The sequence below is a fragment of the Enterobacter asburiae genome, assembly GCA_011754535.1.
GTDB lineage: Bacteria > Pseudomonadota > Gammaproteobacteria > Enterobacterales > Enterobacteriaceae > Enterobacter > Enterobacter cloacae_N.
The window spans coordinates 1,268,098-1,294,088 of sequence record JAAQVN010000001.1 but is presented as its reverse complement, the minus strand read 5'-3'; the positions used below and the strand labels follow the sequence as shown (position 1 = coordinate 1,294,088).

Sequence of the window (25,991 nt, the reverse complement as noted above, 5' to 3'; positions counted from 1 at the left end):
GCCGGAATTCCGCTAAGAAAGAAGTAGGATTTCGGCCCTACGCTAAAAATAGTTTTTTTGTTACATGTCCGTAAAAAATGAGGAATGGGCATACTGAATTAATAAGCAATAATTATCGTTAGGTTATATCTTATGTACCTCCGAAAAATAACTTTAGCTATAAACAAGTTATCAGCCCCTTTTTTAATAATAAAAAAAGGGGGCGCCTTTATGAAAAGTATTGGGCTATATCATTTTCAATTTTCACTATACTTAGTCTAAATAAAGTAAACTCATCTGGCGTTATGTCTTTCGCATGAGCATCTGACCTATACTTATTTATAAAACCTAAAGAATCGAAAGTTTCTTTTTTAGATGTTTCAAATATATTCTCAAAAGATCCCCACTCTTTAGAAATTATTTTCCTGAGATCTTCGAAGTAAATTGTTGATAGATTCGGATCAAAAATTTCATTAAACAATTTAGAAACATACTCGGACTTTCTGTTTTTACCTAATATATCAAGAACTGCATCTTTCGCCATTTGTTCTCCATACATACTTTTTAAAGTTGTTTTTATTATCGTCCTTAGTCTCTTCTCCACTGCATTCCGTCTTTCAGATATTTCAGCCCATCGTTGCTCTATACTTGTTTCCATTTTTCTATATTTATTTATCTCTAACAGATAACTTCTCATAGAATCAATGATGAAATAATAGCTATCATTATCTTTTCCTAAGATGCCATAACCTAACAAGTGTGCCAATGAGTTTTGTTTTTTGCTGGAGTTTTCCTTGAACGTTTCATTATCTTCATTTGCTAAAGTAATGAGAAGTTCATATTCTTCATTATAGTGTTCTTTTAATACACCTATAATCATTTCTAAGTAATTAAAACTATTCTCCCCAAAATCTTTCACAGCTTCCCTATAAGAAACCCTACCTATACTGACAGGTTTTTTTTGACTAAAAGTCCTTCTTGCAATAATGCTACAAACTTGACGAATGAGAAATGGATGCCCACCATATTCTTCATTAATGTTAGTATATATTGCCTCCTCAAAATTCACCCCCATTCTTTTTCCAATTCTTCTTATCATGTCTCTTGTTGAACGAATGTCAAACCCTGGAAGATAAGTGGGAGTGAAATGATTGAATAGCGGGTTATCAGAACTGTCTATTCTAGGTGTTTCTATGCATGAAGGATTGGTGCCAACAATGAGATAGGCTAAATTTATACCAACAGTCTGAAAAACTGTTCTCATTGATTGCCAAAAATAAAGAAAATCAGAACCTTTACTCCAGTGTTCCGTTGGCGATGTAATTCTTGAAATATTTTCAATCTCATCGAAAATCAAAAATAACTTCTTCCCTTTTTCTTTGTTAACATCTCTTACAAATCTAGCCAAAATTTCCGCAGAATTTTTCTCAGTGAATTCACTTTCTTCTGGAAGATAAGATTGAAGATAATTGTCATCTTTCGTTTTCTTGCATACATAATATATAGCCTCGTTCCATTTCCTTTTATTAACAGATGGACTTTGACAATCTATTGTTGTAACAATCTCACCATTTTTTTGTAGATTTCTAGATATGGCATTAATTAGAGATGTTTTCCCAGTTTTTCGCAGTCCGAAAATACCAGAGTTATTACCACCTTTCATTCGATTGATGGTGGATAATATAACTTCATTTCTGCCAAAGAATAACCAATCACTTTTTAATGGTGCTTCAAATGAGAAAAGATCTCTATTATATAAATATTTCTGAACTCTATTCCTAAAGAAATAACCATCTGAATTGGCTTTTTGCGTTTCATCATATGTAAAAGGTACTATATTTGCTGTTTCAGGCTCTTTTTTTATAAGTTCACTAATGTTCTCCTCTATATTTTGATCTTTACTTATCAAAATATAACATGTTTTATCAACTCTTAAAGATGAAAGTTGTTTCGCTGCCTGTTCAAAAGCATCAAGTGTACGTGATTGAAAGTTTGTATAATCACTAAAGAGAACTATTACTTCCCTATCGAGATTAAACATTTCAATGTAAATATCAGTGGGGCGTAATAATATATATTTATATTTACTATTTGAGGTGAGTGTTATTATCCCACCACCATTTGTCACGTAAAACTCTTTTGATAGAACATTAATAATATCTTTTTCTTGCTGACTAAAGTGGTCTTCTCTAACAGAAGTATGTTTACCGGGATATACATTTATCGATTCAGCCATTTTTTTCATCTTCAGTTATGGTGGTAAGCTCTTTTATATCCTTTTCAAAAACATAAATCCAATGAATTAAGATAATTCTCATTTAAAATACATGACAGCTCTGAAGGATTCGCTGTTGTATGTTCGAATGAACTATGCAGCAGTTAACAACCTGACAACGTACTCCCTTTCCTGGGCTCAAGCCCGTCGCGCCAGGATTACGAGGATGCGCTAGCGCTGGTGGAGTATCTGATAGAACACGAACCCGATAGCCCGCTGGTAGAGATGCTCACCGCCAGGATCGATAAATACGAAAACGAGTCTCCGGAGTTTGCAGAATTTAACGCGCGTGTTGCCAGCATTCCGTCAGGCGTTGCGTTATTGCGAACGCTGATGGATCAGTACCAACTCACTCAGAGCGACTTCGAGAACGAAATTGGTAAGAAGTCTCTGGTGAGTCGGATCCTCAACGGACAGCGTACGTTAACGCTGGATCATATGCGTAGACTGGCGAAGCGTTTTGATTTACCAGTGAGTGCATTTGTGGGGAAATGATCAAAAAAAGGTTTTGTACACGGCTGAATCCGTAAATGGACGCAGAAGGCTGTTAAATCGACTATTGAAGACCGGGGGTCTTAAAATGCTGGCTTATATCACTATAGGTACAAACGACTTTCAGCGCTCCGTGAACTTTTATGACGCTGTTTTTAACGTTCTGGGCTTCTCGCGTCTGCCTGCCTGGACTGAAAGCTGGGCAATGTGGGGGGATGAAAATAATCCAGGTGAGGGGTTCAGCTTCTGTATTTGTCCTCCTTTTGACGGGCATCGCGCAACGGCGGGAAATGGGACTATGTTCGCATTCAGTGCAGATAACGCGGACCTTGTCAGACGGTTCCATGCTGCGGGCCTTCTTGCAGGAGGGACGAATGAAGGCGAGCCAGGCACACGAAGCGCGTACGGCCCCGACTTTTATGTTGCCTATCTGCGCGATCCTGACGGACATAAGCTGGCATGCGTTTGTCAGCATTATTCTCCTGAAGCGGATATGTTCGTAGACAAAGCATAGTCGCTTCACTCCTTATCTATCGCCACGCTCGCCGACAGCCCCGCCACCAACTCAACCCCCTCCGGCAACCTGTCGATATGAATACGCACCGGCACGCGCTGCGCCAGCCGGACCCAGCTAAAGGTGGGCTCGACGTCGGGCAGCCCCAGCCCGCCCGTCTCATCGTTGCTGTCCCCGATCCCATGTCCGATGCTCTCCACGTGACCCGTGATGACCGGCTCGTACCCCATCAGCACCACCTGCGCGGCATCCCCGACGCGGATATGGCGCAGCTTGGTCTCTTCAAAGTACCCCACCACCCAGAAGCTGTGGGCATCGACGATGGCGACCTTCGTCTCCCCCGCTGTCGCATAATCGCCAGGGCGAAGCCGCAGGTGCGTGACGTACCCCGAAACTGGCGCACGGACGGTGGCGTGCGCCAGATTAAGCTCTGCCAGATCCAGCGCGGCCAGCGCGCCGTGATAATTGGCCGCCGCGACGTTCGCCGCGCTGCCGGTTTGCTGCAAATCCTCGCTCGAAATAGCGTTTTTAATCAGCGTGCGGCGATGGGCCGCGTCCTGGCGCATCAGCATTTCATGGCGTTTCGACTCGACGTCAGCCTGCGCGCTGACCACCGCCAGCTTCAGCCAGCGCGGATCGATGGTGTAGAGCACATCGCCCCGGTTCACCCACTGGTTGTCCCGCACGGCCACGCTGATGACCGGCCCGGAGACGTCCGGCGCTATCTGCACCACGTCCGCCCGCACGCGGCCGTCGCGGGTCCACGGCGTATGTGCATAGTGTTTCCACATCAGAAACGCCAGAAGCGTGGCCGCCGCGACGACGCTTAACGTCAGCGCATAGCGAGCCAGTAAAGAAAGCAGTGATTTCATGACAATAACCCCAACGCAGTCAGGCCCTGCATCAGCAGGAAAAAGGTGACAATCCAGGTGGAAACATCCATCAGCGGGCGAAACGGCAAGCGCCGGTAGAGCCTGCTGAGAGAGAAAAGCGCGACGAGGCCCAGCGTGCAGACCAGCGCCGCGAGGGCGACCATCAGCAGCCCCGGAATAAAAACCCCGCCGATATTGAGATCGTTAACCATGGTCCGGCTCCCGTAATGCACAGTGCAGATCCACCAGCCTGAAGACCAACTGGCGCGTATGTTCATCTGCCGCAGGCAGATGGCGTTCGATAAGGGTAACGATGCGTTCGCGTAAGGCGTGGCGGTCTGCGGCGTTTATCCGATGAAAAAGCGCGTCAACCTCCCTGCCGGGCGGTGCGTCACTGCGGCGTAAATGCATGACTGAAAGCCCCAGGCGCAGCGCGTGCAGCAGTCGACCGAGCGCCTGCTCTGGCGCACGCTCGCTGCGCTGCAGGCGCGGCAGCAACAGGGCGGTTCGGTCCATCATCAGGTTGATCCAGTGCGTTTCATCAACCCGCAGCGTGCCCTTCAGGCTGCGGCAAATGTCGCGCTGGCACAGGTTCAGCAGACGCGTGATGGCGCCATCCGCCTGCACGGTTTGCAGCAGGCTCATGCTGATGACGGCATAACCAGTGGCGGCAAAGAGCGCGATGGCGGTGTTAGCCGCAACGGCGAAATCTCCGCTGTAGTGCGCCCCCAGCTCGCACAGAATGGGCAGCGTCAGGGTAATACCCATCGCCATAAACGTGGTGGGCGGACGCGCCTGAAGCGACCCGGCCAGCAGATACGCCGGGGCAAGCACCGCCACCAGCACCGGGAAATCGCTCACCAGCGGCAGCAGCGCAAAGCTGTAGAACAGGCTAATGACCACGCCCCAGAACGAGCCAACGATGTATTTCACGATGTGGGGTGCCGGAGTGTCGAAGCTGCCAAACAGCGTGCAGCAGACCCCCAGGATAGACACCGCCGTACCGCCATCCGGCCACGCTGAGAAGATCCAGACCAGACAGCCGCTCAGGATGATAGCGAAAGCCCCCAACGCCGTGCGGGCTGCGGTGAGGGGATCGCGGTGAAAAACGTAGCCTTTCGCCGCGCGGGTTTGCCTCTCCCCAACGACGGGTTTGGCATGGCGGATGGCCCCGGAAAGACGTTCGCACTGCTGCAGAAGAGCGATGGCCTCCGAGAGGTAGCGAATAAAACTGACCTGCAACGCGTCGTCAAAGGTCTGCGCCTGCGCGGCATACCGATCGACGAGAAGCGCACAGCGGAGCCGCAGCGCCTCTGCCGTGCTGCTGGCGCCTTCAACGGCAAGCCAGGCCTGAACGTCGCTCAGCAATACCTGCACGTCGGTGGACAGGGTTCCGATCGCTGGCAGGCGATCGTGAAGCTCACAGTTGACGATAACCAGCCGAGCCAGCCGATCGTGGATCGCCTTTCTGGCCTGCCGCACCGGAGCTGAAAGAGCAAAATCATACGGAATATGGTGGCTTATGCCCTGCAGGAACTGCAGCGCCAGGGCCAGATGCAGAGGGGCGGAAGCCGCATCGGGTTTACCTGATAAGGTATCAGCCACCCGCTGGCGCGCGGCCTGTAGCGTCTGGGATAATTTCCCGTTGAACAGCCCCGAGACGCGCGCGGGCAGCACGTAGCGGTGAATCAGCGCCGCGCAGAAAATCCCGATAGCGATCTCCTGCACGCGGACAATGGCGACGTTAAAAATGCCGCCGGGATCGGACACCGCGGGAAAACCAATCAGGCTCGCGGTATAGCCGGCCAGCACAAAGGCGTACGCCCGGGGCGTGCGCTCCAGCAGGGAGAGCCACAGGCAGAACGTGATCCAACCCGTCAGCACCACGCTACACAGGACTGGCGTATTCGCGAAGGTGGGCACAATCAGCACGGTTGCGCTGGCCCCCGCCACGGTACCGGCCAGCCGGTAGAGGCTTCGGCTCAGCGATGCCCCAACTGACGTCTGTGACACGATGTAAACCGTAATAATTGCCCACGAGGGACGTTCGAGGCCTATCGAGAGCGCAATGTAATAAGCCAGCATCGCCGCGGCAAAGCTCTTCGCGGCGTAGATCAGCGCGCCCGCGTCGTTTCGCAACGCGTCAGGCAGGCGCACGGGATGAGAGAAGATGTTTTTCATGCCGGGATTATTACCGGCTTACAGACGCCCTTAAATACTCTATTCTGTCAAAAAATACCTAAATGTTGCCAGAATCGTGAAACCTCAACTCGCTCATACGCTGTATGACCCTGACGCCACCGCCTCCCCTGCCGTGGCGCGTCATCTGGACTTCGTGGATTACGCCGCAGAAGTGCCGGTACATACCCACCGCAAGGGCCAGCTGATTATTACCCGATACGGTGCGGTCAGCTGTTACGCGGAGAATGACATCTGGATCGTGCCGCCGGACTGCGCCGTCTGGATCCCCGGCGGGATCCCGCACAGCGCCAGGGCGACCTGGAACGCGCATCTCAACTATTTGTTTATTGAGCCCGGCGCGGCGGCGCTGCCGGAGAGATGCTGCACCCTGGCGATCTCGCCGTTGATTAAGGAGCTGGTCGATCGTCTGACGCGCGAAGGCGTGGATTATCCTCCCGACAGCCACGTCGCCAGGCTGACCAGAGTCACGCTTGACGAGCTCGCCAGCATGCCGCAGCAGAAGCTGAGCCTGCCGGTCTCGACTGACCCGAAAATTCGCGCCATGGCCGACGCGCTGGTCAGCCGCCCGGAGGACAGAAGCACTCTGAAGGAGTGGGCAAAACGGCTTGCCCTCAGCGAGCGCTCGTTTGCCCGCCTGATGCAGCGCGAGACCGGGCTGAGCTTCGGGCGATGGCGCCAGCAGCTGCATTTGATTATTGCCCTGCGGGAGCTGGCAAGCGGCGTGCCCGTCCAGAACGTGGCGGCAACGCTCGGGTACGAATCCGTGAATGCGTTTATCACCATGTTCCGTAAAGCGATGGGCAGCACGCCCGCCCACTACTTTGCCGAACGGAAAAACAGCGGCCGTTAGCCCGGCCCCTCGCTCCCCGCCGCCAGCAGCGGCACCACCACGTCACTGATGGGCACCGCAATCCCGTGCTTGCGGCCGTAGCGCTGGATCACGCCGTTGCGGATATCCCACTCCATCGGGCGATCCGCCTGACGGTCGGCAAGGATCGACGTGCCCAAATCAACTGGCGCACGCTGGAAGTTCGCCAGAATCTCCTCCGCCACCGCATCATCCAGCTTTGCCCCCTCGGCGCGGGCGACGGCAAGCCCCTCGCGCAGATAGGCCAGCGCAAGCTCGCTAATATCCTCGCGCCTGAACATCCCTGCGCGGCGGTTGGCCAGCACCATCAGCCCGGCGACCGCGTTTTGTAGCAGCTTGCGCCAGGCGACGGTAGCGAAATCTGCCGAGAGTTCAACCGCGCAGCGCGTATCGCGAAGCGCCTCCACCACCCGCTGCGCCTGCGGCACGTCCGGCAGCGTCAGGCGCGGCTTCGCCCGCAGCCAGACGGAGGCATCCGGCTCGCGCTGCGCCGGGAACCAGACTACCGACGGCAGCACCGCTGCGCCGTTAACCCACGGCTCAAGCTGGGCTTTTTGCTCCACGCCGTTTTGCAGCGCGCAGACCACGGTGTTTTCATCACACAGAGCCCGCAGCCATCCTGCGCTGTCGGCATTTTGCGTCGTTTTTACCGCCACGAAAACGAGATCGACGGGGCGCGTAATGTCGGCCGGATCGGTTAATACCGGGCCGGGCACCACGGTTTCACCCTCGTCGTGGCGCAGACGTAATTCCGGATGTGCGGTGCGTCCGCACAGCAGCGGCGTGCGGCCCGCGTCATGCAACACAGCGGCAATGGTGGTGCCAATCGCACCGGGACCAATCAGCGCAATGGTTGGATGGTCAGACATAAGTCACTCCCCTTTTGCTAAGCCTGCTATCAGTTATACCACCCTGAGACGAGCGCGCCACACCCGTTGTCTATACTCAACATTCACAGACAACGGAGTGCGCCATGCCTTTACCTGATTTTAAATCCTCTGAACCGTTCACCCTCGGCATCGAACTCGAACTGCAGGTGGTTAACCCGCCGGGCTACGATCTGAGCCAGGACTCCTCCGCGCTTATCGCCGCCGTCAAAGACGACATCAAAGGCGGCGAAGTCAAACACGACATTACCGAAAGCATGCTCGAAATCGCCACCGGCGTGTGCCAGAACATCGACCAGGCGGCGGCGCAGTTCTCGGTGATGCAGCAGAGCATTCTGCGCGCCGCGGCGGAGCAGCATATTCAGATTTGCGGCGGCGGGACGCACCCCTTCCAGAAGTGGCAGCGTCAGGAGGTGTGCGACGACGAGCGCTATAACGTCACGCTGGAGCGCTTTGGCTATCTGATTTTGCAGGCAACGGTGTTCGGCCAGCACGTGCACGTCGGCTGCCGGACCGGGGACGACGCGATTTACCTGCTGCACGGCCTGTCGCGCTTCGTGCCGCACTTTATTGCCCTGGCGGCAGCCTCGCCGTATATGCAGGGCACGGACACGAAATTCGCCTCGTCGCGACTGAACATTTTTTCGGGGTTCCCGGATAACGGCCAGATGCCGTGGGTTAACAGCTGGCAGGAGTTCGAAGGGCTGTTCCGCCGCCTGAGTTCGACCAGCATGATCGACAGCATTAAGGATCTGCACTGGGACATCCGCCCCAGCCCGCACTTCGGCACTGTGGAGGTGCGGGTGATGGATACGCCGCTGACGCTCGGCCACGCGATTAACATCGCCGGGCTTATTCAGGCGACGTCGCACTGGCTGTTAACCGCACGACCTTATAAGCATCAGGAGAAGGATTTTCTGCTCTACCGCTTTAACCGTTTTCAGGCCTGTCGCTACGGGCTGGAGGGGATCCTGACGGACGTGCACACCGGCGAGCACAAAACCGTAGCGGAAGACATTGCGTGGCTGCTGGAGCAGGTTGCACCGTCGGCCGAGAAGCTCGGCGCGACCAGCGCAATCAATGAAATCGCCCTGCTGTTAAAGCAGGGCAAGAGCGAGGCACAGCGCATGCGGGACTTTATCGCCGACGGCGGCTCGCTTATTTCTCTGGTGCAGAAACACTGCGAGCTGTGGGCGACGAGTCCGTAAGGCCGTGACCCCACTCGCGCAGGCGCTGGAACAGCACGAACAGCGCGGGGATGAACACAATCCCCACCACGGTCGCCACCAGCATGCCGCTGAACACCGTGGTGCCGATGATGCGGCGGCTCTGGGCACCCGCTCCGGTCGCCAGCATCATGGGCAGGACGCCGATAATGAACGACACGGCGGTCATCATCACCGCGCGGAAGCGGCGCGAGGCCCCTTCCTTTGCGGCATCGACAATCGCCATCCCGTCCATGCGCCGCGCGCGGGCAAACTCCACGATAAGAATGGCGTTTTTAGCCGCTAGCGCGATCAGCAATACCAGGCCAATCTGCACGTACACGTCATTGGCGTAGCCCGCCAACCACAGCCAGACCAGCGCCCCGCCGAGGGCGAACAGCACCGAGAGCATCACGCTCGCCGGGAGCGTCCAGCTTTCGTACTGGGCGACGAGGAACAGCCACGCCATCACCACCGCCGCCAGCACGATCCATATCGCCTGATTGCCGGTCTGCTGCTCCTGATATGACATGCCGCTCCAGGCGTAGTTGTACCCCGCAGGCAAATTCTCCGCCAGAATCTCGCCCATCGCCGCCATCGCGGTGCTGCTGCTCACCCCAGCCGCCGCCGAGCCGCTCACCGACACGGACGGGAACTGGTTGTACTGCTGCAGGAACGGCGCGCCGACGCTCGGCGTGATGGTGACGAGATTGCTCAGGCGCACCCGCTCGCCGCTGTTGCTACGCACGAACAGCTCGCTGATTTGCTCTGCGCGCTCGCGCCACTGCATCTCGTTTTGCATCACCACGTGGTAGACGCGGTTGTTGACGCTGAAATCCCCAGCGCGGGTGCCGCCAAAGGCGGTCTGCAGGCTGCTGAAGATTCGTGATACCGGCACGTCGAGGCGCGCGGCGCGCTCGCGGTCAACGGTTAGCGTCAGCTGCGGCACATTGCTGCTCCAGGTGGTGAACACGCGGCTCAGCTGCGGATGCTGGTTAGCTTTCGCCAGCACCTCACGCGTCACGCGCTCCAGCTCCGCCGGGCTCTGCCCCGCATGCGCCTGAATGCGCAGGTCGAAGCCGGAGGCGTTGCCCAGCCCCGGCAGCGTCGGTGGCGCGAAGGTCATGATGGTCGCTTCCGGTAGGGCCAGCAACTGGCGCTGCAGGCTCCCCATCACCTCGTCCAGCGGCGGACGCTCGCTCCAGTCTTTGAGCATGATGGAGATAAACCCGCCGTTAGAGGCGCTGGTGCCGTTGAGGATGTTAAACCCGGAGACCTGAATCACGTCCTCCACCGCCGGATTTTTGGCGATGAGTTCGCGCGCCGTGGTCATCACCGCTTCGGTACGCTCCAGCGAGGCCGCTTCCGGCAGCTGGACGCTGGCGAAGAAGTAGCCCTGATCCTCCTGCGGCAGGAAGCCTTTTGGCATCGACATAAAGCTGAACACCACTACCACCGCCGCGCATGCGGTGGCCAGCAGTGCCAGCCACGGGCGCAGGTTTAAGACGTGCACGATGCGGGTATAGAAACCGCGCGTGGCGTCCAGCCCGCGATTAAAGGCGCGATAAACCGCAGCAGGCTTCTCCGGGCGCGGGCGCAGCAGCAGCGCGCACAGGGCGGGCGTCAGGGTCAGCGCCACCAGGCTTGAGAGCGTGACGGCGGTGGAGAGTGTCACCGCGAACTGGCGGTACAGCTCGCCGACAATCCCCGGCAGGAGCGCAACCGGCACAAACACCGCCAGCAGCACCAGCGTCGTCGCGATGACCGGCCCGGCAATCTGGCGCAGGGCCAGCGCGGTCGCCGCCGTGCGGCTCTGCCCTTCCGCCATCAGCGTTTCGACGCTCTCCACCACCACGATGGCGTCATCCACCACCATGGTCAGCGCCAGAATGATGGCGAACAGGCTGAGGGTGTTGGCGGAGTAGCCGAGCGCGTAGAGCAGCGCGAAGGTGCCCACCAGCGACACCGGAATGGCGAGCGCGACAATCAGCGTCGCGCGCCAGCTTTGCAGGAACAGGGAAACGACGATAACCACCGCCAGCATGGTGAGCGCCAGCGAGACGCCGATCTCTTTAATGGTGGCGGCCACAAAGGAAGTGGTGTCGAACTTCACCTCGTAGACCAGGTCGTCCGGGAAGCGCGTCGAGAGGCGCTCCAGCTCCGCGCGCACCGAGTCGGCCACGCGCAGGGCGTTGGCGGACGGCGTCGGGTAGATGCCGAGGTAGGCGGAGTCGTGCCCGTTCAGCTGCGCGCCCGAGCTGTAGCTGCGCGAGCCAAGCTCAATGGCGGCGACGTCCTTCAGGCGCAGCAGCTGGCCCATCTCGCCCGCGCGGATGATGATGTCGGCAAAGTCTTCGGCCTGGCTTAAGCGCCCCAGCCCGTTGATGGTCAGGGTCTGCTGCTGGCCGTTAAATACCGGCGGCGTGCCAACCTGGCCTGCCGCCCCCTGCACGTTCTGCTCGCGCAGCGCCTGCGCCACATCGTCGGTGGTGACGTTCAGGGCGTTCATGCGGTCCGGACGCAGCCAGATGCGCATGCTGTAGTCGCGCGCGCCAAACATCTGCACCTGCCCGACGCCCGGCAGGCGAGCCAGCGCCTCGCGCACCTGGGTGCTGGCGTAGTTGCTGACGAAAAGCGGCGTATGGGTGTTATTCGGTGAGTAAAGGCTTACCCCCATCATCAGGTTGGTGGCGCGCTTGCGCACCTGCACGCCGTTTTGCTGCGCCTCGGTCGGCAGCTGCGCCACGGCCTGCGCCACGCGGTTCTGCACGTCGATGGCGGCGAGGTCCGGATCGGTGCCCGCCGCAAAGGTAATGTTCAGACTGTAGGTGCCTTCGTCCGAACTGGTGGACTCCATGTAGAGCATGTGGTCCACGCCGTTCAGCTGGGTCTCCAGCGGCGTGGCAATGGCCTCCGCCACGTCGGCCGAGCTGGCGCCCGGCCAGCTGGCAGAAACGTTCACGACCGGCGGCGCGATCTGCGGGTACTGCTCCACCGGAATAATCTTCAGCGCGATGGCCCCCACCAGGGTGATGACCAGCGCAATCACCATCGCGAAGCGCGGGCGTTTGATGAAAAACGTCAGCATGATGGCTCCTTAGTTGAGTATCTGGACGGTAGCGCCGGGCTGCACGCGCTGCGCGCCGTTAGTAATCGCTCGCTCACCGGACTTCACGCCGGAGGCAATCTGAAACTGCTGGCCGATCTGTCCGGCTATCTTCAGCGGGCGCATTTCAGCCTTGCCGTCGGCGTTAACCACCCAGGCGAAGAACCCGTCGCCGTTCTGCTGCACCGCGGCAGCGGGCAGGGTCAGCACGGGCTGTTCGCTTGCCGGGCGCAAATACACGTTTACATTGCCACCGGGCAGGAGCTGATGGCGCGGGTTGGCGAACTCGGCGCGCAGCATCATGCTGGCGGTGCGCGGGTCGATGCAGTTGTCTACGGAGGTGAGCTCGCCGCTGACGCGCTGGCCGTTGCTGTCAATTAACGCCTGCCAGGCCTGCTTCATGGCGCTGATGTCGGCATGCTGTCCGGCTTTGGTAGCAAATGCCCCCTCCTCCAGCGCAAAGGCGATGCGGATCGGGTCAAGCTGCACCACCTCCACCAGCACGCCGCTGGCAGGGTTGACCAGGCTGCCGACGTGGAACTGGCTGTGCCCCACGCGGCCGTCAATCGGCGAGGCGATGCGGGTGTAGTTCAGGGTGACGCTGCGGGTGTCGAGCCGGGCTTTGGCCTGCTCCAGCGCGGCGCTGGCGACGTCCCGCTGCATGCGGGCGTTATCCACGTCGTGACGGCTGATGGCGTTGCTGCTGCCCAGGCTTTCAAATCGGGAAAGCTGCTGCTGCGCCTGACGCAGCGTGGCTTCGGCGCTTCTCACCTCGGCCTGCGCCAGGCGCAGGGCGGCGCGCGGCTCGGCGTCGTCCAGCTCGAACAGCACGTCGCCTTTTTTCACGTACTGTCCGTCGCGGAAGTGAATTTTGGTGATCACGCCTTCCGTGCGGGCGCGCAGCTCAACGGTGTGGATAGCTTCGATGCGGCCCGGGATCTGGCGCTCGGCGGCGTGGGCGGTCTGCTCCACGGCGGCGACGCGTACGGGGATCGCGGAGGCGAATACGGGTTGCAGGGTACTGACAAGAAGTGCTAACAGGACCGGGAATTTCATGGGAGTACCTCAGCGTTGTCTCCCCTCACCCTAACCCTCTCCCCAAAGGGGAGAGGGAACTTGAACACCCTCTCCCCTTTGGGGAGAGGGCAGGGTGAGGGGGTTCTTTGTTATGCAGCCTTACGGAACCTGCGGGTCAGTCGCTTCTCGATTTCGACGACGAAGAACATCACGCCCGCCACCGCCAGAGTCACGAACCAGTAGCGCAGCGGCAGCGCTTCGGTGCCGAACAGCATCTGCATAAACGGCAGGTAGATAATCGCCGCCTGGAGCAGGAACAGTACGCCCGTCACCAGCCAGATCCCTTTGTTCGCCAGCAGGCCGCGGTTCAGGGAGAACCCTTCGGTGTTGCGGCAGTTAATCATGTACACCCACTGGGCGCAGACCAACATCTGCAGCAGCACGGTGCGGATGAACTCCGCGCTGTGGCCGCGCGGAGCCAGCCAGGCTTCCAGCGCAAAGGCGGCGATGGCAATCATGGTGCCGACGAAGGCCACGCGCCACACGGCGTAGGCGTCCATCACGTGCTGCCCGGTCTGACGCGGCGGACGACGCATGATGTTGCGCTCGGCGGCCTCAAAAGCCAGACCGAAGGAGAGCGTGGCGGAGGTGGCCATGTTCATCCACAAAATCAGCACCGGCGTCAGCGGAATGATGTTCCCCGCCAGCAGCGCAATCACAATCAGCAGCCCCTGCGCGAGGTTGGTCGGCATGATGAACAGAATGGTCTTCTTCAGGTTGTCGTAAACGCGACGCCCCTCTTTTACCGCGCTGGCGATGGTGGCGAAGTTATCGTCCGTCAGGACCATGTCCGCCGCCTCTTTGGTCACTTCCGTGCCTTTGATGCCCATCGCGATACCCACGTCAGCCTGACGCAGCGCCGGAGCATCGTTCACGCCGTCACCGGTCATACCGACGATTTCGCCTTTATCCTGCAGCGCTTTCACCAGACGCAGCTTATGCTCCGGGCTGGTGCGGGCGAAGATGTCATACTTCACCGCGGCTTCCGCCAGCGCGGCATCGTCCATTTTCTCCAGCTCGTAGCCAGTGACCGCCTGCTCGCTGTTGGCGATCCCCAGCATCTGACCGATGCTCATCGCCGTCTGTGGGTGATCCCCGGTGATCATCTTCACGCGGATCCCCGCCTGCTGGCAGGCGTTAATCGCATCAATGGCTTCCGGACGCGGCGGATCCATCATCCCGGCGATGCCGAGGAAGATCAGACCGTGGCTCAGATCGTCGTGCGTCAGTTCCTGCTCGCCGTTCGCCGGCTTGAACGCCGCGGCGACCATGCGCAGCCCCTGACGGGCATAGCGCTCCATCTCGCTTTCCCAGTACGCGCGGTTGAAGGCTTCCGCACCGTTGCGGGTCTGCTGCTCGGCGCACAGGGCGAAAATGACGTCCGGCGCGCCGGTGATCAAAATCTGCTCCTCACCGCCAATCTGGTAGTGGGTGCTCATGTACTTGTACTGCGAGTCGAACGGGATCTTATTAACCAGCGTAGTCACGACCGGCTCAAGGCTGGCCTTCGCCGCCAGCACCTTCAGCGCCCCCTCGGTCGGCCCACCGGTGATGCCCCACAGGCCGCGCTCGTCCTGAATCAGCTGGCTGTCGTTGCAGAGGTCGATGGTGCGCAGGTACTGCTCCAGCACGGTGCCCGGCTGGATGTGGACCGGCTCGTCGCTGCCTTCCAGGTAGATGTTGCCCACCGGCTCGTAGCTGTTGCCGTCCACGCGGTAGCAGGCGTCGGCGGTGATAATGGCTTTGACCGTCATCTCGTTCATGGTCAGGGTGCCGGTTTTATCCGAGCAGACCACGGTCATCGCGCCGAGCGTTTCAACCGTCGGCAGCTTGCGGATAATCGCCCGCTTGCGGGCCATCGCCTGCACGCCCAGCGAGAGGATGATGGAGATTATCGCCGGCAGACCTTCCGGCACGGAGGCCACCGCCAGGCTGATCAGGGAGAGCAGCAGCTCGCCCATCGGGATCTCGCGGAACACCAGGCTGAAGACGAACAGCGCAGCCATCATTGCGAGGATAATGGCGAAGATCGCTTTCCCCAGCTTGTCCATCTGCACCAGCAGCGGCGTGCGGTGTTTTTCGATACCCGCCATCATCTGGTTGATGTGGCCGAGCTCCGTCTCCTTACCGGTCGCGGTGACCACGCCGATGCCGCCGCCCGCGCTGACGGTCGTTCCGGAGAAGACCATATTGGTGCGGTCGCCCAGCGGCAGTTCACCGCTCAGCGGATTAATATGTTTATCCACCACGGTGGATTCGCCGGTCAGAATCGCCTCTTCCACGCGTAAATTATGCGCTTTGATTAAACGCATATCTGCCGGAATACGATCCCCCGCGCGTAATACAATAATATCGCCCGGGACTATTTCAGTCGTTGGGATGGTTTCATGGTTGCCGTTGCGAATAACGCGTGCCTCGCTGGAGAGCATATTACGAATGCTCTTCAGGGATTTTTCCGCGTTGCTTTCCTGAATATGGCCAATCAAGGCGTTGATAACCGCCACGCCCAAAATAACCAGCGTATCGACCCAGTGGCCCATTACCGCCGTTAATACCGCAGCGGCCAGCAGAACGTAAATCAGCACATCGTTAAAGTGCGCGAGAAAACGCAGCCAGCCCGGCTTGCCCTTTTTCTCCGGAAGCGCGTTCGGGCCATGTTTTTGCAGACGCGCCTGCGCCTCTGCGCGGTCCAGACCGCTCGCCTGGCTTTGCGCGTAGGCAAGCACCTGCTCTGTGGTCTGCTGGTATGCCAGCCCGCCGGAAGGCGGCATGTTTGAGGAGAATTTTTTTTCAGTCATCGTATTTTTCCTTCAATATCCGGTGAACAGAAGCCTGAATTCCTTTCTGGCTTAAATAAATTGATTTTAAAGTCTTGCGGGTAAAATTGATCTACCGCAATATATTTACCACTGGGTTATTCAAAATTGATTAAAATTATTTCGACGAGCTGATTTTTACAAAATATTTCTAAACCATTCCTAAACGAGGGGGTACCATGTTTGGTATTTATCGCGGACGGCGCCTGGCGTTATACATTGTCGCAGCCATTGTTATTGCGACGTTAATTGGATACAGCACTTATACGTTTGTAAAATTATTTTCGTGATGCAGACATTTATTTACATAGCGCGAAATTAATTTAATCATCATGGTTAAATTAATTTCCTTTCGCGCATTATTTGTTGGTGTCGAGAATTATTTCATTAAAAAAGGCCTGGCGGGTTGATATTGCTTTACGTTAAAGGATGCCGGACAATGACATTTTTAACTGACGATTAACATTACGATGAAACACCCGTTGGAATCGCTGCTGACTGCAGGGGGCATTTTATTGCTGGCCCTGCTCTCTTGCTTACTGCTGCCCGCACCGTCGCTGGGTCTGGTGCTGGCGCAGAAGCTGGTTCAGACCTTTCATATGGTCGATCTGAACCAGCTTTACACCATACTGTTCTGCGTGTGGTTTTTACTGCTCGGGGCCATTGAATTCTTCATCCTGCGTTTCGTCTGGCGCCGCTGGTTTTCACTGGCGTCGTAGGCCAATAAAAAAGCCGGGTGGCAGCAATGCCTTTCCCGGCCTACGTTTCGTCAATTTCAATGCGCCCGACTATGGTTCTCTTTGCGATATGCCCCAGGCGGTTGATGGAAGGTGCGGGTAAAGATGCGGGTAAACGTCTGCTGCGATTCAAAACCGTAGCGCAGGCAGATTTCGTACACGCGCTCGTCAGATTCACGCAGATCCCGCGCCGCCAGCAGCAGCTTGCGTTCGCGGATGTAGCGCCCCAGGCTTTCGCCTTTGTACTGCATAAACAGCCGCTGTAAATGCCACTTGGAGTAACCCGCGTGGCGGGCGATCTCTTCGATGCGTAGCGGCTGGTGTAGGTTGTCATCGATCCATTCGACTATGGTATCAATGACCTGAGCGGAAATCGTCATGCTGCTCTCCCCCTCTGTTTCTTGGTTCAACATTATTCCCACCACTCACGAAACTGTTGCATGCTATCGCTCACCCGAACCGGCTCACCCAGTTCCGGCGTCAGCAGCCGATAATTTTTATCCTTACTGGCCCGCGCCAGCTGGATCAGCGGATCGTTCCAGGTGTGTTTCGCCAGCACGAAACGCCCGTTATGCCCCGGCACCACCGCTTTCGCGTTGAGGTCCGCCGAAGCCTGCGCCGTTTCATCCGGCAGCATGTGGATGTACTTCCAGTCCTGGTCGTACTGGCCGTTTTCCATGATGGCTAAATTCACCTCGCCAAACTGCTCGCCAATGGCCTTAAAGTGCGGGCCGTAACCGGAGTCGCCGCTGTAGTAGACCTTCTGCTCTGGCGTGACGAACATAAAACTGCCCCACAGGGTCTGGTCACGCTTGATGCCGCGCCCGGAGAAGTGGCGCGCGGGCAGCACGTGAACCGTCAGCGCATCGCTGATGTGCACCGACTGGTTCCAGTCGCGCTCGTCGATAATCTCAGGCGTCATTCCCCAGTAGCGCAGGTGGGATCCCACGCCGAGCGGCGTCACGACACGCTTCACCTTCGGCAATAGCGCCCGGATGGTGGCGTAGTCCAGATGGTCGTAGTGATCGTGCGAGATAATCAGCAGGTCGATTTCCGGCATGCTCTCCGCACGCCACGGGTACTCTCCCGCAAACGCCTTATTAAGGAACGAGAACGGCGCGGCATAGTTGCCGAGGACCGGGTCGATCAGGATGCGTTTTCCCGCCAGCTGCATATACCACGAAGAGTGGCCGAGCCACACCAGCGTATCCTGCTCCAGAGGCAAGCTCGCCAGATCGGTTTTCACCAGTGGCAACGGCTGCGCCGGACGGGCGTTTTCGGTTTTACGGGTCAGGAACTGCCACCACGCCACCAGCATGTTTTGCTGCCCGGTAAAGCCAGGCGTCGGAAGCGCGTTGTGGAACTTCCCGTCGCGATAGTGCGGAGAAGCCTCCACTTCCGTAAGCTGCGCACCCTGCGGCGGCTGGCCAAATCCGGCATTCAGAACAAACGGTAAACTCGCAGCTGAAGCAATAATCATGACGAACACCACGCAGATGAAGAGAGGCTTTTTCATATCCTGACCCGAAAACGCGCGCCATCCGATGGTTTACGCGGGGGAAACTTGATTATGAGTGAGTAAGCACTCATTATAGATATGATGATAAAGTCGTCAAGACGTTTTCGATCTTTGACATTCCGCGTTGCAGCGTGTCAAAGCACGTGTTTCAATCAGGGTTTTTAGCATTGAGAGGGGGAAAATTTAGTGGCACGTCCGAAGAGTGAAGATAAAAAACAGGCCTTACTGGAAGCCGCAACGGTGGCATTTGCACAGTCAGGTATTGCCGCCTCAACGGCGTTAATTGCCCGTAACGCGGGCGTCGCTGAAGGCACGCTGTTTCGCTACTTTGCTACTAAAGACGACCTGCTGAATGCCCTTTACCTGCACCTCAAGCAGGATCTCTGCCAGACCATGCTGGCGAACCTCGATCGCACCCTCACCCTTCCTAAAGAGCATACCCGCAATATCTGGAACAGCTACGTGGACTGGGGTATTCGTAACCCCGTTTCTCATGCGGCAATCCGCCAGATTGGCGTCAGTGAAAAGCTGAGCACCGAAACGGAACAGGCGGTGAAGGAGATGTTCCCGGAACTTCACGAGCTGTGCCGCCGCTCGGTGCGCCCGGTGTTTATGTCCGATGAATTTAAAACGTTTGGCGATGCTCTTTTCTTATCGCTGGCGGAAACCACCATGGAGTTTGCCACCCGCGATCCGTCCCGTGCCGTCGATTTTAAAGCGCTGGGTTTTGAAGCTATGTGGCGCGGGCTGGCTCAGGAGGATAGCGATGGACAGTAACTCTCTGCAGGCGCACGCGAAACGCGTCGCGCTGGAGATGCCTTTCACCGAACACTGCTGGCCGTTTGGCCCCGAGTACGACGTGTTTAAGGTTGGCGGGAAAATTTTTATGCTGATGGCCACCGCGCACGGCAGGCCCCACGTTAGCCTGAAATCCGACCCGGAAAAATCCCTGTTAAATCAGCAGATTTATCGCGGCGTTGAGCCGGGCTACCACCTCAATAAAAAACACTGGATCTCGCTTTACGGCACCGACGACATCACGCCTGAACTGGTCGCCGACCTGATCGCGGACTCGTGGAATCTGGTTGTCGATAAGCTGCCGAAAAAAGACCAGAAGTGGATACGGCCAGCCTGACTGTTCGTCTGTGCCGAACAGTATAACCGCTCGAATCGCACTTATCTTTTGCGGCTTCGCGCGGTAATCTGCTCTCCTTTCGCGCCCGCGCACGGGCGAATTTCATTACCAGGAGTAGTTATGGATATCATTTCTGTCGCCCTGAAACGCCACTCTACCAAGGCGTTCGACCCAACCAAAAAACTGACCGCTGAAGAAGCGGAAAAAATCAAAACCCTGCTGCAGTACAGCCCATCCAGCACCAACTCCCAGCCGTGGCACTTCATTGTGGCCAGCACCGAGGAAGGTAAAGCCCGCGTGGCGAAATCCGCCGCGGGCACCTATGTGTTCAACGAACGCAAAATGCTGGATGCTTCTCACGTGGTGGTATTTTGCGCGAAAACCGCGATGGACGACGCCTGGCTGGAGCGCGTTGTCGATCAGGAAGAGGCGGATGGTCGTTTCAACACGCCGGAAGCGAAAGCGGCCAATAACAAAGGACGCCACTATTTTGCCGATATGCACCGCGTGGATCTGAAAGATGACGACCAGTGGATGGCGAAACAGGTTTACCTGAACGTCGGTAACTTCCTGCTGGGCGTGGGTGCGCTGGGTCTGGACGCCGTGCCAATCGAAGGCTTCGACGCCGCTATTCTCGACGAAGAGTTTGGCCTGAAAGAGAAAGGCTTCACCAGCCTGGTGGTGGTGCCGGTTGGGCATCACAGCGTGGAAGATTTCAACGCCACGCTGCCGAAGTCTCGCCTGCCGCTGAGCACGATTGTGACCGAGTGCTGATCAAAACGGGCCGCTCTGTGCGGCCCGTTACGCTTTACTGATGACTAACCTGCGATGTGGATGAACATCACGATCGTTTCCCCAGGCAAACGCAATCCAGCGCTCTTCCAGCTCGGCGTAAGAACTCACCGGTGTTAAGTGCCACTCCTCACCTACCGTACCGTCCGCCACGCTTATCTGATAATTCATGCTGAACGCCCAGTCAATCATGCGTAACCAAAACCGCTGTCCGTCTCCGGTTTGCTCGCTGTCAGAAACCACAATGTCGTATTCGCTAAGCACCCATTGAAAGAAGGATTGTGGTAACCCACTGATTACTCGCTGATGCACGGCGCGTGGCGTACGCCAGACCATAACCTGTGTCGCAGCCCCGTGAGGAAATGTAATTTCTTTATGAAACGTCAACTTCACGGCATACGCCGTATAGGGTTTACCATCGTCAGTGGTCACGAGACGGTATTCATCGCCGTAGCGCGATTTTAACAGGCGATATCCCGCTGGCAGCATAAATCCAGGCAGATGAAAATCCACCGTGCCTCGTGCAAGAAACGCTTCAGTATGTTCAACGTTTCGGGAGATAAGGCCTAATTTTTGGCTGAAGTCTGCGGAATCAATCATCAGTGGCGACATGGTGGTTTCTCATGGCGTGAGTATAGACGACTTAACACCTCATCGAAATGATGTCGATTCAGTCGATTGGTTTAAGATAACCCCACCTTACACCTGTCTCATCCACTTAGCAGAACCAGCCTTTATTCCCTGAAAGCGCCTCGCAAAAAACTTATTTCCCCTGCTCCGCCAGCCATTCCATTGCCCGTTCCCCCGCCTCATCCACCGGTAAATAGACCAGCAGCCGCGATCCGTTTCGCGGTGCGGAGTACCAGTACATCTGCTGCAGCGTAAAATCTCCCAGTTCTGGATGGGTAAACAGCTTGAGCTGGTTCTCCACGCCGCGCACGTCGTTGCGCTGGTGCCACAGGGTTTTGAACTCCTCCGACACCGCAAAGAAGCGCGCCAGTTTGGCTTCCCACAGCGGGTCGCCCCGGTGCTCGGCCATCGCCGCGCGGAAATAGGAAACGAAAATCGGCAGCACGTCGTCGCGTCTGCCGAGACGCGCGCGCCACGCCGGATGGGTGAGGAACAGGTAAATACAGTTGCGGTCTTCCGGCGGGATGTCATTGAAATCAACACCCATCAGGTGCCCGAAGCTGTCGTTCCACGCCACGATGTCGAAGTTGGGCTTCTGAATGCTGGCGGGTTTTGGCATCAGGGTATCGAGCAGGCGGCGAGTGCCTTCGCTGATGCCCTCGCAGCAGACCGCCTGCGGCGCTTCACCCGGCGGCAATCCGGCTAACACAAACAGATGCCGGGTTTCGGTTGGGGTGCACTGCAGGGCTTTCGCCACGGAGGCCATCACCGTGCTGGACGGTTTGACGTCCCTGCCCTGCTCAAGCCAGGTGTACCAGGTCACGCCCACATCCGCGAGCATCGCCACCTCTTCCCGGCGCAGGCCCGGCGTGCGGCGCCGACCGCTGCGCGGCAGGCCGAGACGCTGCGGATCGAGGCTTTCCCGCCGGGCGCGTAAAAATGCCCCCAGCTGTTTTCGGGTGTCATCCTGATGTGAGGCGACGGGTTCAGACATCAAGGCCATAAATCCCCCTGCATGGTAGTGCCAGTACCAGTATAAGCAAGAACTGGTACCCGTTTATCAGATGGTTGATGCTACGACCATCTGATGAATGACGCAATGGAGTTACCATGAATACGTCAGTTGTTTCACCGGGCCGCGCAGGCCTGATACTGCTGTTGACCGGCCAGATGCTGCCCATGATTGATACCTCAATCACCAATGTGGCGCTGGACGCTATCACCCATTCACTGCAGGCTACCGCCACCGAGCTAGAGCTGATTGTCGCCCTCTACGGCGTGGCCTTTGCCGTCTGCCTCGCGCTCGGCAGCAAGCTGGGAGATAACCTTGGCCGCCGTCGCCTGTTTATGTGGGGCGTGGCAGTTTTTGGCCTGGCCTCGCTGCTGTGCGGGATGGCGGGAAACATTGAACAGCTGCTGGCCGCGCGCATCGTTCAGGGCGCGGGGGCAGCGCTGATTATGCCGCAGATTCTCGCGACGCTGCACGTCACGCTAAAAGGCAGCGCCCACGCGAAAGCCATAAGCCTGTTTGGCGGCATCGGCGGGATTGCGTTTATCGTGGGCCAGATGGGCGGCGGCTGGCTGGTGTCGGCGGATATCGCCGGGCTGGGCTGGCGTAACGCCTTCTTTATCAACGTACCGATTTGTCTGATGGTGCTGGCGTTAAGCCGCCGCTACGTGCCGGAAACCCGCCGTGAGACGCCGTCGCGCATCGACTGGCCGGGCACCGTGCTGCTGGCGATCATTCTTTGCTGTCTGCTGTTCCCGATGGCGCTCGGCCCACAGCAGCACTGGCCGTGGTCGCTTAAGGTTATGCTTCTTATCATTATTCCGCTGGCCTGGCTGATGGCGCAGAATGCGCGCAAAAAGGAGCGTGGGAATGCCCATCCACTGATCCCGCCGCGTCTGCTTCAGCTTCGCAGCGTTCGCTTTGGCATCGTGATTGCGCTGCTCTTTTTCAGCGTCTGGTCCGGGTTTATGTTCTGCATGGCGCTGACCATGCAGACCGGGCTGGGGATGGCGCCGTGGCAGTCCGGGAACAGTTTTATCGCCCTTGGCGTGACCTATTTTATCTCCGCATGGTTCGCGCCGAGGCTGATTGCCCGCTACAGCACCAGCACGATTCTGCTGACGGGTCTGGCAATACAGATAATCGGCCTGCTGGCGCTGATCGTCACGTTCCGCTACTGGGGATTGCAAAATACTGCGCTGACGCTGGCGCCTGCCACCGGGCTGGTAGGCTACGGCCAGGCGCTGATTGTAAACAGCTTTTACCGCATCGGGATGCGAGATATTCAGCCCGATGACGCGGGGGCCGCGAGCGCCATTCTCAGCACGCTGCAGCAGGCCGCGCTGGGGCTGGGCCCGGCCATTTTCGGCGCGATTTTGCTACACGGGCTGCAGAATTATCACGGAAATTACGCGCAAGCGATTAACCTTTTCCTGGCGGTAGAAACCGGCCTGATGGTTATCCTGGCGCTGGCGACAATTCGTATGCGTCGCAGGCTGTGCCTGCCGGTGGCGAAGGTCTGCCAGGCCGCCAAATAAGCCCGCGAATTTGCATAATAGATCCGCAGCCGCCATTATGGGGCTGCAACAATACAGGAGATGTTATGCAGGAATTAATTGCTCATGTTGAAGAGTTAGGCATTGAAATTAATCACACCACCTCTTTAGTGATTATCTTTGGTATTATTTTTCTTACCGCCATCATCGTTCATTTTATTCTTCACAAAGTGGTGCTGCGCGCATTTGAGAAACGCGCGCAGGCCAGCAGCCATTTATGGTTGCAGATCATTACCCAGAATAAATTATTTCACCGTCTGGCCTTTACCCTTCAGGGGATAATCGTCAACGTTCAGGCGGTGCTGTGGCTGCAAAAAGGCAGCGAAGCGGCGGAAATGCTCACCACCTGCGCGAAGCTGTGGGTGATGGTGTATGCCCTGCTCTCCTTCTTCTCGCTGCTGGACGTGATTTTTAACCTGTCGCAGAAAATGGCCACCGCATCACAGCTGCCGCTGAAAGGGATCTTCCAGGGCATCAAGCTGGTGAGCGCCATCCTGGTGGGGATATTGATTATTTCCCTGCTGATCGGCCAGTCCCCGGCGATTCTGATAAGCGGTCTGGGCGCCATGGCCGCCGTTCTGATGCTGGTGTTTAAAGACCCGATACTCGGACTGGTGGCGGGTATTCAGCTCTCCGCCAACGACATGCTCAAGCTCGGCGACTGGCTGGAGATGCCGAAGTACGGCGCCAACGGCACGGTGACGGATATCGGCCTGACCACCGTTAAGGTGCGCAACTTTGATAACACCATCACCACCATCCCGACGTGGGCGCTGGTCTCTGACGCCTTTATTAACTGGAGCGGCATGTCTGCCTCCGGCGGGCGACGCATTAAGCGCAGCCTGAATATTGATACCACCAGCATTCATTTCCTCGACGAGCAGGAGCAGCAGAAGCTGATTCAGGCGAAGCTGCTGAAGCCCTATCTGGCCGCGCGTCATGAGGAAATTAGCCTGTGGAATCAGAAGAACGGTGAAGGGGAATCAGTATTAAATCTGCGCAAGATGACCAATATCGGCACCTTCCGCGCCTACCTGAATGAATATCTGCGCAACCACCCGCGCATCCGCAAAGATATGACGCTGATGGTGCGCCAGCTCGCACCGGACGCCAACGGCCTGCCGATTGAAATATATGCCTTCACCAACACAGTGGTCTGGGCGGAATATGAGGAAATTCAGGCCGACATCTTCGATCATATTTTTGCGGTGGTGGATGAATTTGGTCTGCGCATTCACCAGTCGCCAACCGGGAACGATATTCGCTCCCTGGCGGGCGTCATCGCGCAATAATCAGGTGCTGGCGCGGGAAATAAAGCGCCAGTCCATCATCACCCTCTCCGTGGGCGCATCCGGGTTGTCGATCTTATTTAAGAGCAGCTCGACCGCCTTGCGCCCGATATCCCGCGACGGCTGTTCGATGGTGGTGAGCGAAATCATCTCCGCGAGCTCGGTGCCGTCAAAGCCCACGACCGCGATATCCTCCGGCACCCGCAGCCCGGCCTGCTGAATAGCACGCAGCGCGCCCGCCGCCAGCGTGTCGGAAACGGCAAATACCGCATCCGGCGGGTTTTCTTTTAGCAGATTTTGCATCGCGGCCATGCCCGCGCCGGAGCTGAGATCGCTGGCATACTCCACCGCCTGATAGTCCAGATCCCGCAGGTGGATCACGCTTTTGTAGCCCCGCTCGCGCAGGCGGGCATATTTGTAGCTGAGATCGTGGTTGATCATCGCGATACGCTTGCGGCCGCCGTCGGCCAGCTGGCTGACGGCATGCTGTGAAGCGTCCACATCATTGATGCCGACGCAGGAGACCGCGCCCGCATCGGCGTATTCGGCGCACTGCACCCACGGTGCAGAACCAATCAGCGCGGCCAGTTCCGGCAGCTTCGAGAAGGCGTCCATGGTGATAATGCCGTCGACGATTTTGCCGGAGAGCAGGCTTAAGCCCGAGCGGGAGCGCTCGATGTCCGAGCCAGAGTTGCACAGCAGAATGCGGTAGCCGTTTTTCTCGGCCTCGGCCTCGATGCCCTTCACCACTTCGGCGCAGAACGGGTTGGCAATGTTGGACACCATCACCAGGATCATATAGCTGCGGGCGGTGCGCAGCTGACGGGCGAGCAGGTTTGGCTGGTAGTTACTCTCCTGAATCGCCCGCAGAACGCGCTCGCGGTTTTTCGCCTTCACGGTGTCGCTGTTATTCAGCACGCGGGAGACCGTCGCCACGGAGACCCCGGCCAGCTGAGCGATTTTCTGAATTGACATAGCGACGACACATCCTGCGGTTAGCGTTTTGTGCAGGCTACCATAAATTTATTGCC

23 protein-coding genes are annotated in these 25,991 nt (G+C 57.1%); 10 read left to right on the top strand and 13 right to left on the bottom strand.

Translation table 11 applies throughout. From position 1 onward, the window contains the following. Positions 1–208: 208 nt before the first annotated feature. Positions 209–2,215: an ATP-binding protein gene (locus HBM95_05975; GenBank protein NIH42486.1), complete on the bottom strand. Its 2,007-nt coding sequence runs from the start codon at positions 2,213–2,215 to the stop codon at positions 209–211. 171 nt (positions 2,216–2,386) lie between these two features. On the opposite strand from HBM95_05975, the gene HBM95_05970 reads away from it, so the two are divergent. Both HBM95_05970 and HBM95_05965 read left to right on the top strand, forming a co-directional pair. Further along, entirely contained in the window at positions 2,387–2,749 is a 363-nt protein-coding gene (locus tag HBM95_05970; protein NIH42485.1) for a helix-turn-helix domain-containing protein, read from the top strand. Positions 2,750–2,834: 85 nt separating this feature from the next. Beyond that, positions 2,835–3,260 (top strand): VOC family protein, encoded by a 426-nt coding sequence (locus tag HBM95_05965; GenBank protein NIH42484.1) that lies wholly within the window; start codon positions 2,835–2,837, stop codon positions 3,258–3,260. A gap of 5 nt (positions 3,261–3,265) precedes the next feature. Here HBM95_05965 and HBM95_05960 read toward each other — a convergent pair whose 3' ends face one another. The 3 genes from HBM95_05960 to HBM95_05950 are packed head-to-tail and all read right to left on the bottom strand — an operon-like array spanning position 3,266 to position 6,313. Next, positions 3,266–4,132 carry an HlyD family secretion protein gene (locus HBM95_05960; protein NIH42483.1) on the bottom strand — a complete coding sequence of 289 codons (867 nt, stop codon included), beginning with the start codon at positions 4,130–4,132 and terminating at the stop codon, positions 3,266–3,268. After that, positions 4,129–4,344: a DUF1656 domain-containing protein gene (locus HBM95_05955; protein NIH42482.1), complete on the bottom strand. Its 216-nt coding sequence runs from the start codon at positions 4,342–4,344 to the stop codon at positions 4,129–4,131. Before HBM95_05955 ends, HBM95_05960 begins: the two co-directional genes overlap by 4 nt. Beyond that, positions 4,337–6,313 (bottom strand): FUSC family protein, encoded by a 1,977-nt coding sequence (locus tag HBM95_05950; protein NIH42481.1) that lies wholly within the window; start codon positions 6,311–6,313, stop codon positions 4,337–4,339. Before HBM95_05950 ends, HBM95_05955 begins: the two co-directional genes overlap by 8 nt. A gap of 76 nt (positions 6,314–6,389) precedes the next feature. On the opposite strand from HBM95_05950, the gene HBM95_05945 reads away from it, so the two are divergent. Then, on the top strand, positions 6,390–7,184 hold the full coding sequence (locus HBM95_05945; GenBank protein NIH42480.1) for an AraC family transcriptional regulator: 795 nt from the start codon (positions 6,390–6,392) through the stop codon (positions 7,182–7,184). On the opposite strand, the gene HBM95_05940 is transcribed toward HBM95_05945, so the two are convergent. After that, positions 7,181–8,071 (bottom strand): oxidoreductase, encoded by an 891-nt coding sequence (locus tag HBM95_05940; protein ID NIH42479.1) that lies wholly within the window; start codon positions 8,069–8,071, stop codon positions 7,181–7,183. The two genes, HBM95_05945 and HBM95_05940, sit on opposite strands and share 4 nt — an antisense overlap. Positions 8,072–8,175: 104 nt before the next feature. Between HBM95_05940 and HBM95_05935 the strand changes: the two genes are divergently transcribed. Further along, entirely contained in the window at positions 8,176–9,297 is a 1,122-nt protein-coding gene (locus tag HBM95_05935; protein NIH42478.1) for a glutamate--cysteine ligase, read from the top strand. Here HBM95_05935 and HBM95_05930 read toward each other — a convergent pair. The 3 genes from HBM95_05930 to HBM95_05920 form a co-directional block, all read right to left on the bottom strand. Beyond that, positions 9,248–12,382 carry an efflux RND transporter permease subunit gene (locus HBM95_05930; protein NIH42477.1) on the bottom strand — a complete coding sequence of 1,045 codons (3,135 nt, stop codon included), beginning with the start codon at positions 12,380–12,382 and terminating at the stop codon, positions 9,248–9,250. The two genes, HBM95_05935 and HBM95_05930, sit on opposite strands and share 50 nt — an antisense overlap. 9 nt (positions 12,383–12,391) lie before the next feature. Then, entirely contained in the window at positions 12,392–13,456 is a 1,065-nt protein-coding gene (locus tag HBM95_05925) for an efflux RND transporter periplasmic adaptor subunit (protein ID NIH42476.1), read from the bottom strand. 110 nt (positions 13,457–13,566) lie between these two features. Continuing rightward, positions 13,567–16,275 carry a cation-transporting P-type ATPase gene (locus tag HBM95_05920; protein NIH42475.1) on the bottom strand — a complete coding sequence of 903 codons (2,709 nt, stop codon included), beginning with the start codon at positions 16,273–16,275 and terminating at the stop codon, positions 13,567–13,569. Between the two features lie 488 nt (positions 16,276–16,763). Between HBM95_05920 and HBM95_05915 the strand changes: the two genes are divergently transcribed. Beyond that, positions 16,764–17,012: a DUF1158 domain-containing protein gene (locus tag HBM95_05915; protein ID NIH42474.1), complete on the top strand. Its 249-nt coding sequence runs from the start codon at positions 16,764–16,766 to the stop codon at positions 17,010–17,012. 56 nt (positions 17,013–17,068) lie between these two features. Here the strand turns inward: HBM95_05915 and ramA are convergent, their stop codons facing one another. Further along, entirely contained in the window at positions 17,069–17,410 is a 342-nt protein-coding gene (ramA, locus tag HBM95_05910) for a RamA family antibiotic efflux transcriptional regulator (GenBank protein ID NIH42473.1), read from the bottom strand. Positions 17,411–17,442: 32 nt separating this feature from the next. Continuing rightward, entirely contained in the window at positions 17,443–18,546 is a 1,104-nt protein-coding gene (romA, locus tag HBM95_05905) for a RomA family MBL fold metallo-hydrolase (GenBank protein ID NIH42472.1), read from the bottom strand. A 189-nt stretch (positions 18,547–18,735) separates the two neighbouring features. On the opposite strand from romA, the gene HBM95_05900 reads away from it, so the two are divergent. The 3 genes from HBM95_05900 (at position 18,736) to nfsB (ending at position 20,458) form a co-directional block, all read left to right on the top strand. Beyond that, the gene (locus tag HBM95_05900; protein NIH42471.1) at positions 18,736–19,326 is read left to right on the top strand and encodes a TetR/AcrR family transcriptional regulator; all 591 of its coding nucleotides are present in this window, start codon (positions 18,736–18,738) and stop codon (positions 19,324–19,326) included. Then, a complete protein-coding gene (locus tag HBM95_05895; GenBank protein NIH42470.1) occupies positions 19,316–19,684 on the top strand; it encodes an MmcQ/YjbR family DNA-binding protein in 369 nt (122 codons plus the stop codon). The genes HBM95_05900 and HBM95_05895 overlap by 11 nt, the downstream gene beginning before the upstream one ends. A gap of 120 nt (positions 19,685–19,804) precedes the next feature. Beyond that, positions 19,805–20,458, top strand: coding sequence for an oxygen-insensitive NAD(P)H nitroreductase (gene nfsB, locus HBM95_05890; protein ID NIH42469.1), 654 nt, complete (start codon positions 19,805–19,807; stop codon positions 20,456–20,458). A 27-nt stretch (positions 20,459–20,485) separates the two neighbouring features. Here the strand turns inward: nfsB and HBM95_05885 are convergent, their stop codons facing one another. Together HBM95_05885 and HBM95_05880 are read right to left on the bottom strand one after the other, a co-directional pair. Beyond that, entirely contained in the window at positions 20,486–21,088 is a 603-nt protein-coding gene (locus HBM95_05885) for a hypothetical protein (GenBank protein ID NIH42468.1), read from the bottom strand. 151 nt (positions 21,089–21,239) lie between these two features. Next, positions 21,240–22,109, bottom strand: a complete 870-nt coding sequence (locus HBM95_05880) for a helix-turn-helix domain-containing protein (protein ID NIH42467.1) — start codon at positions 22,107–22,109, stop codon at positions 21,240–21,242. Positions 22,110–22,216: 107 nt separating this feature from the next. Between HBM95_05880 and HBM95_05875 the strand changes: the two genes are divergently transcribed. After that, complete coding sequence (locus HBM95_05875) at positions 22,217–23,653, top strand: MFS transporter (GenBank protein ID NIH42466.1); 1,437 nt, start codon at positions 22,217–22,219, stop codon at positions 23,651–23,653. Between the two features lie 65 nt (positions 23,654–23,718). Continuing rightward, a complete protein-coding gene (locus tag HBM95_05870) occupies positions 23,719–24,963 on the top strand; it encodes a mechanosensitive ion channel family protein (GenBank protein NIH42465.1) in 1,245 nt (414 codons plus the stop codon). Here the strand turns inward: HBM95_05870 and HBM95_05865 are convergent, their stop codons facing one another. Continuing rightward, positions 24,964–25,935 (bottom strand): LacI family transcriptional regulator, encoded by a 972-nt coding sequence (locus tag HBM95_05865; GenBank protein NIH42464.1) that lies wholly within the window; start codon positions 25,933–25,935, stop codon positions 24,964–24,966. Between the last annotated feature and the right edge of the window lie 56 nt (positions 25,936–25,991).

Excerpts from the sequence above, each read along its gene's own strand:
- HBM95_05975 (NIH42486.1), bottom strand. The coding sequence starts at position 2,215 with ATGGCTGAATCGATAAATGTATATCCCGGTAAACATACTTCTGTTAGA.
- HBM95_05965 (NIH42484.1), top strand. The coding sequence starts at position 2,835 with ATGCTGGCTTATATCACTATAGGTACAAACGACTTTCAGCGCTCCGTG.
- HBM95_05960 (NIH42483.1), bottom strand. The coding sequence starts at position 4,132 with ATGAAATCACTGCTTTCTTTACTGGCTCGCTATGCGCTGACGTTAAGC.
- HBM95_05955 (NIH42482.1), bottom strand. The coding sequence starts at position 4,344 with ATGGTTAACGATCTCAATATCGGCGGGGTTTTTATTCCGGGGCTGCTG.
- HBM95_05950 (NIH42481.1), bottom strand. The coding sequence starts at position 6,313 with ATGAAAAACATCTTCTCTCATCCCGTGCGCCTGCCTGACGCGTTGCGA.
- HBM95_05940 (NIH42479.1), bottom strand. The coding sequence starts at position 8,071 with ATGTCTGACCATCCAACCATTGCGCTGATTGGTCCCGGTGCGATTGGC.
- HBM95_05935 (NIH42478.1), top strand. The coding sequence starts at position 8,176 with ATGCCTTTACCTGATTTTAAATCCTCTGAACCGTTCACCCTCGGCATC.
- HBM95_05930 (NIH42477.1), bottom strand. The coding sequence starts at position 12,382 with ATGCTGACGTTTTTCATCAAACGCCCGCGCTTCGCGATGGTGATTGCG.
- HBM95_05925 (NIH42476.1), bottom strand. The coding sequence starts at position 13,456 with ATGAAATTCCCGGTCCTGTTAGCACTTCTTGTCAGTACCCTGCAACCC.
- HBM95_05920 (NIH42475.1), bottom strand. The coding sequence starts at position 16,275 with ATGACTGAAAAAAAATTCTCCTCAAACATGCCGCCTTCCGGCGGGCTG.
- HBM95_05915 (NIH42474.1), top strand. The coding sequence starts at position 16,764 with ATGAAACACCCGTTGGAATCGCTGCTGACTGCAGGGGGCATTTTATTG.
- ramA (NIH42473.1), bottom strand. The coding sequence starts at position 17,410 with ATGACGATTTCCGCTCAGGTCATTGATACCATAGTCGAATGGATCGAT.
- romA (NIH42472.1), bottom strand. The coding sequence starts at position 18,546 with ATGAAAAAGCCTCTCTTCATCTGCGTGGTGTTCGTCATGATTATTGCT.
- HBM95_05895 (NIH42470.1), top strand. The coding sequence starts at position 19,316 with ATGGACAGTAACTCTCTGCAGGCGCACGCGAAACGCGTCGCGCTGGAG.
- nfsB (NIH42469.1), top strand. The coding sequence starts at position 19,805 with ATGGATATCATTTCTGTCGCCCTGAAACGCCACTCTACCAAGGCGTTC.
- HBM95_05885 (NIH42468.1), bottom strand. The coding sequence starts at position 21,088 with ATGTCGCCACTGATGATTGATTCCGCAGACTTCAGCCAAAAATTAGGC.
- HBM95_05880 (NIH42467.1), bottom strand. The coding sequence starts at position 22,109 with ATGGCCTTGATGTCTGAACCCGTCGCCTCACATCAGGATGACACCCGA.
- HBM95_05875 (NIH42466.1), top strand. The coding sequence starts at position 22,217 with ATGAATACGTCAGTTGTTTCACCGGGCCGCGCAGGCCTGATACTGCTG.
- HBM95_05870 (NIH42465.1), top strand. The coding sequence starts at position 23,719 with ATGCAGGAATTAATTGCTCATGTTGAAGAGTTAGGCATTGAAATTAAT.
- HBM95_05865 (NIH42464.1), bottom strand. The coding sequence starts at position 25,935 with ATGTCAATTCAGAAAATCGCTCAGCTGGCCGGGGTCTCCGTGGCGACG.